At 65.5% G+C, this 4,829-nt stretch carries 7 protein-coding genes; 5 read left to right on the top strand and 2 right to left on the bottom strand.

Features of this window, described 5'->3' with window-relative positions; all coding sequences use genetic code 11:
- Together ACRDUX_RS20005 and dhaL are read left to right on the top strand one after the other, a co-directional pair.
- A partial coding sequence (locus ACRDUX_RS20005) for a dihydroxyacetone kinase subunit DhaK (protein ID WP_526415757.1) occupies positions 1–867 on the top strand: 867 nt, incomplete at its 5' end.
- On the top strand, positions 867–1,502 hold the full coding sequence (gene dhaL, locus ACRDUX_RS20000) for a dihydroxyacetone kinase subunit DhaL (protein WP_526415756.1): 636 nt from the start codon (positions 867–869) through the stop codon (positions 1,500–1,502). The genes ACRDUX_RS20005 and dhaL, both read left to right, overlap by 1 nt.
- Positions 1,503–1,512: 10 nt before the next feature.
- Here dhaL and ACRDUX_RS19995 read toward each other — a convergent pair whose 3' ends face one another.
- Positions 1,513–2,412 carry an SMP-30/gluconolactonase/LRE family protein gene (locus tag ACRDUX_RS19995; RefSeq protein ID WP_526415755.1) on the bottom strand — a complete coding sequence of 300 codons (900 nt, stop codon included), beginning with the start codon at positions 2,410–2,412 and terminating at the stop codon, positions 1,513–1,515.
- 77 nt (positions 2,413–2,489) lie between these two features.
- Positions 2,490–3,227, bottom strand: coding sequence for a FadR/GntR family transcriptional regulator (locus tag ACRDUX_RS19990; RefSeq protein ID WP_526415754.1), 738 nt, complete (start codon positions 3,225–3,227; stop codon positions 2,490–2,492).
- Positions 3,228–3,861: 634 nt separating this feature from the next.
- Between ACRDUX_RS19990 and ACRDUX_RS19985 the strand changes: the two genes are divergently transcribed.
- The 3 genes from ACRDUX_RS19985 to ACRDUX_RS19975 all read left to right on the top strand — a co-directional run.
- A complete protein-coding gene (locus tag ACRDUX_RS19985; RefSeq protein ID WP_526415753.1) occupies positions 3,862–4,290 on the top strand; it encodes an Ldh family oxidoreductase in 429 nt (142 codons plus the stop codon).
- 66 nt (positions 4,291–4,356) lie between these two features.
- Positions 4,357–4,788, top strand: a complete 432-nt coding sequence (locus ACRDUX_RS19980; protein ID WP_526415752.1) for a lactonase family protein — start codon at positions 4,357–4,359, stop codon at positions 4,786–4,788.
- Positions 4,773–4,829 (top strand): hypothetical protein (locus ACRDUX_RS19975; protein WP_526415758.1); only part of this gene is annotated, 57 nt, incomplete at its 3' end. The genes ACRDUX_RS19980 and ACRDUX_RS19975, both read left to right, overlap by 16 nt.

Here is a 4,829-nt window from a genome sequence, read left to right as displayed (position 1 = left end):
GTGGGAATCGTCGCGGGCGGCGAATCAGGCTGTGAGCCCTTGCACACCGGCTTCGTCGGGCCTGGAATGATCGATGCGGCGGTGGCCGGGGAGGTGTTCACCTCGCCGGTTCCCCGCCAGATCGTCGAAGCGACCCGGGCGGTGAACGGTGGTGCCGGGGTGCTGCACGTGATCAAGAACTTCCCGGGTGAGGTCATGAATTTCGGGATGGCCCGGGAGATACTCGGCTTTGATGACGACATCGACATCGCGTCGGTTCTCGTCGACGATGACGTCGCGACCCGGGGCGCGACGGGTAGCACCGGCGGGCGCGGTCTGGGAGCGACCCTACTGGTGGAGCGGATCGCTGGAGCGGCAGCCGATCTCGGCAGCTCACTGGCGCACGTCAAGGAGATCGCCGAACGGGTGAACGCCCGCTCCCGATCGTTCGGCGTCGGATTATCCTCGTGCACACCGCCGTTGAGGGGCCGTCCGATATTCGACCTTCCTGATGGTGAGATCGAGCTCGGTATCGGGATCAGTGGCGAGCCGGGCCGCGAACGCGCCGCGGCACTCGGCGCCGGCCGCCTTGCCGATCTGATGCTGGATGCGGTCCTCACTGACCTGCGGCCGTCCGCCGGTGCCCGGCTGCTGGCTCTGGTCAACGGGATGGGGGGCACTCCGGACAGCGAGCTCTACCTGCTCTACGGCGAGGTCGCGAGTCGCCTGCGGGAGCGCGGATTCGACCCTGCACTGTCATTGGTGGGCAGTTTTGTGACTTCGCTGGACCAGGCGGGAGCGGCGCTGACGGTGTTCGAAGTCGATGACGATCTGATCGAACTGTGGGAGCGCCCGCTCCACACCCCCGCACTGCGATGGAAGGCCTGATGATGGAGAAGATCGACTCTGCCGCCCTGATCCGTTGGATCGAGGAGTGTGCGCGGCAGGTCGCCGACCACGAGGACGCACTGTGCGATCTCGACGCCGCCAGTGGCGACGCCGACCACGGCTCCAATCTCGCGCGCGGCTTCGCGGCGGTCCGCGACACGGTGACGTCGCTGTCCGATGAGACACCAGCGGTCGTCCTCAAAGACTCGGGAATGACGCTGGTGGACACCATCGGTGGTTCCAGCGGGGCGTTGTACGGGACGTTCTTCCTGCGGATGGCCAAGTCGGTGGGAACCGCCGAGTTGCTGGACGCCCCGATGGTGGCCGTCATGTTGCAAGCGGGCGCCGGCGGCGTTGCCGAACGTGGGCAGGTCGAGTTGGGGGACAAGACGTTGTACGACGCGCTGGCACCTGCGGTAGGGGAACTGGCACGGGTCGTGGCCGCCGGAGGTTCGCTCGCCGATGCCCTCGACGCCGCAGCGGAGGCGGCCGAACGCGGCCGAGACGGCACGGCCGACATGGTCGCCAGGAAGGGCCGGGCCAGCTACCTCGGCGAGCGCACCCGAGGCCACATCGACGCGGGCGCGGCGTCGATGGCTCTCATCGTGCGGGCGGCCACCACGATGGTGCGCTGAGCCTTCTGCGTCACCGGCGCCGCCCGGACGTGACCGTCGTCGTCAGTGCGTACACCGATGTCGACGCACAGACGAAAAGGGTGTGGCCGTCCGGGCCGCCCCACGTCAGGTTGGCCACTACCTCTGGAAGCCGGATCCTGCCGAGAGGCTCCCCCGACGTCGCGAAGACGTGGATGCCGCCAGGTCCGGCGCAGTACACGTTGCCCAACTCGTCCACCCGCAGGCCGTCCGGACCGTCGGGCTCATCGCCAAGAGTCTGGGCCCAGACCGACCCGTCGCTGAGGCGGTCACCGTGGAAGCGGTAGCGGCGAATCTCGAACTGCTCGGTGTCTGCGACGTAGAGGAAGCGCTCGTCCGGTGACAGGCACAGTCCGTTGGGCGATCTCATCTCCGCCGTGAGCAGGGTCGGTGCCGCTGGCGGCTGCCCGGCATTCAGGCGCAGGGCGTACACACCGGTGAAGTCCAACTCCGGCTGCCGCGGCACTCCGACGAACCCGGTGCGGCCGTAGTACGGGTCGGTGAACACGATGACGCCGGCCGAGCTGACGATCACGTCATTCGGACTGTTGAGTTCCCTGCCACCGAAGCGTTCGGCGAGCACGGTCGTCCGCTGCGCGTCGACATGCACGAGACGGCTGGTGGCGTGTTCACAGACGAGCAGCCCGCCGTCGGGGGCGTCCGTCATCCCGTTGCCCATGTTGTTGGGTCCCCGGACCTCGCTCACCCCATTTTGGGCGTCCCACCGCAGCATGCGATCGGCTGGGATGTCGTTGAAGGTCAGCCACTGACGGTGCCGGTCCCATACAGGCCCTTCGGTGAAGACGAAGCCGGTGGCGATCTGCCGGGGTTCGGCCGAGGCGACGAGCCCCTCGAGGCGCGAATCGGTGGCTTCCAGACACGGTCGTCGCACGGGCGGGCTCCTGACTGCATAACAGGTGATCTGATATGTGGACATATCGGCCGACTGAGCAAACCTTCCCAGCGCGATCAGTGTTCGGTCTGATGATCCTCGGCGGCGAGGTACTCGACGAGATCCTCTTCGACATCGCGGATGTGCGCGACGGCAGCCGCCCGGGCTTCCTTGACTCTGCCGCCGACCACGGCGTCGACGATCCTGCGGTGTCCTTCCTGCGCCCGTTTGCGTCGGTCGGGAAGTTGCAGGACCTGCTGGGAGTACTGGAAGAAGCACGGTCGCAAGCCCGTCATCACGCTGGCAAACAGGGAGTTCTTCGTCGCACGGGCGATGGCCATGTGCAGCTCGGCGTCGAGCTCGATGTACTCCGCGTCGGAGATGCCCGGGTCCTCGGCCTTGGCCAGGATGGCATGCAGTTCGGCCGTTTCGTGTGGTCCGATTCGCTTGGCAGCCAGTCCGGCCGCGTCCCGTTCGAGGGGCATCCTGATCTCGAACAGTTCCGGCACCGTGTAGTCACCGATGACGAGCATGGTGGTGTTCGCGCTTTGCTCACGCTGAGCGGGGTCGAGGACGATCACTCCGATGCCGTGTTCGACGCGCACCAGCCCCTGGCTTTCAAGGCTGCGGAATGCCTCCCGCATCGAGCTGCGCCCCACCCCGAATCGTTCGGCCAGAAGGCGTTCGGCGGGCAGTTTCTGTCCAGGTTGAAATTCGCCGGCGTCGATGAGTCGCCCTAATTGCGCGGCGACGGCATCGGCGACCTTCAACCGACGAACCGGTTCGATGTGGTAGCCAGTAGATTCGATGACCATGCGCCCTCCCTCCGCGAGTTACCCAAGGTTAACCCATGGCCGGTGGTCGGACCAGTAAAACAGCCGCGTCGGGTTTAGAGCATCCGGCTCGCTTCGCTGAGCACGCCACGCAGCTGACGCGAGTGTGGCTTCTCAAGTTTCGTGTCCACCCGCTGCTTGCTGACCTGCGCCGTCAGCGACGTTCTCACTCGATGTCCACCCCGCGTGTGGCGAGTCCGGTGGCCAGTTCTCGGCCGATGCCCGAGCCGTCGCCGGTGACGACGGCCACCTTGCCTGCGATCTTGCTCATGACGGATGTCTCCTAATCTTGTGCGGCCATTGCTGTTTGCAACCTGCAGACGATCTGCGGTGGGGCGAGCTGTACACATCGATCCCGCCCAGATGGTCACCGAATGCTACGCACCGGACTGCACCGTCGAGATCAAGGGCGCGTTCACCTATCACGGCCACGACACCTTCGTCGCCCTGGAAAAAGGTGTCCATCAGGTCGCACCGAACCGCCACGGCGCGGCCGAGAAGTTGATCGCCATCAACGACACCGTGGTCTGCCAAGGCGTCATCACCGACCCGGCACGCGGAGCCGGCTGGAGCACCCTGTTCTGTGCCGTGTTGACGTGCGCCGGCTCGGCCGTTTTTGGGGATCACCGTTTGCGCAGGCGCGATCAACGGCGTCATCTTGCCGATGGCCGGCCACAAGGGCTATGCCATCACATTCATGATGGACGTCTTGTCGGGTGCGTTGACAGGCTCCAACACCGCGACCCGGGTGGGCGGACCCTATGAAGCCGAAAGGGTCAGCGGCGCCGGACATCTCTTCATCGCCATCGATGTGGCCGCCGCCATGGGCAGCACCGAGGACTACCTCGCGTCGGTCGGCCAGCTCGTCGACGAAGTCAAAACCACCCCTCTGGCCCCGGGATACGACGAAATCTTCTACCCCGGCGAACTCGAAGAGCTCAACGAGCACAACAACATCGCCGCCGGTGGCGTGATCCTGCCCGACCAGACCCGCACCGATCTGGAGAAACTCGGCGCCGAACTGGGTATCACCGCTGCCTTCTAACTCACAGCACAGCACAACGATTGGCGGACAACATGTTTGACACCTGAAACCGCCCCTCGCCGCAGTATGACAGCCCGCCACCTGGTCTACCACCCCAGCCTCTCGGTGCTCTACCTGGTGGACGAACTGTCGTCGGAAGTCACCGCCTACCAGTACGTCCAGCGGGCCGCGAACCTCACGCCAATGCATATGATCTCCGCCCTGCCAACAGATTTCACCGACACCTCAACAGCTGCCGAGATCGCGATATCCTCGGATGGACGGTATGTCTACGTCTCCAATCGCGGACATGACTCCATCGCCGCGTTCGGCGTCATACCAGGCGGCCCGCTCATTGCACCGCCGTTCACCCCCAGCGCGGGCCAACACCCACGATTTATGACCCTCGCCCCGGGGCCGATCCCGCCGAGTCGATCGGGTCCACCGCGGATCACTTCGACTTCCGCGAGGACGACGACAACTACTTCGAGCAGCCCGGTGACCTGTTCCGGCTCATGACCGGCCACGAGCAGCAGAGGCTCTTCGACAACACCGCTCGC

This window comes from Mycobacterium sp., assembly GCF_050701675.1.
Classification (GTDB): domain Bacteria; phylum Actinomycetota; class Actinomycetes; order Mycobacteriales; family Mycobacteriaceae; genus Mycobacterium.
The sequence above is the reverse complement of the archived record's forward strand: the minus strand, read 5'-3'. Positions and strand labels throughout refer to the sequence as shown.

Excerpts from the sequence above, each read along its gene's own strand:
- dhaL (WP_526415756.1), top strand. The coding sequence starts at position 867 with ATGATGGAGAAGATCGACTCTGCCGCCCTGATCCGTTGGATCGAGGAG.
- ACRDUX_RS19990 (WP_526415754.1), bottom strand. The coding sequence starts at position 3,227 with ATGGTCATCGAATCTACTGGCTACCACATCGAACCGGTTCGTCGGTTG.
- ACRDUX_RS19980 (WP_526415752.1), top strand. The coding sequence starts at position 4,357 with ATGACAGCCCGCCACCTGGTCTACCACCCCAGCCTCTCGGTGCTCTAC.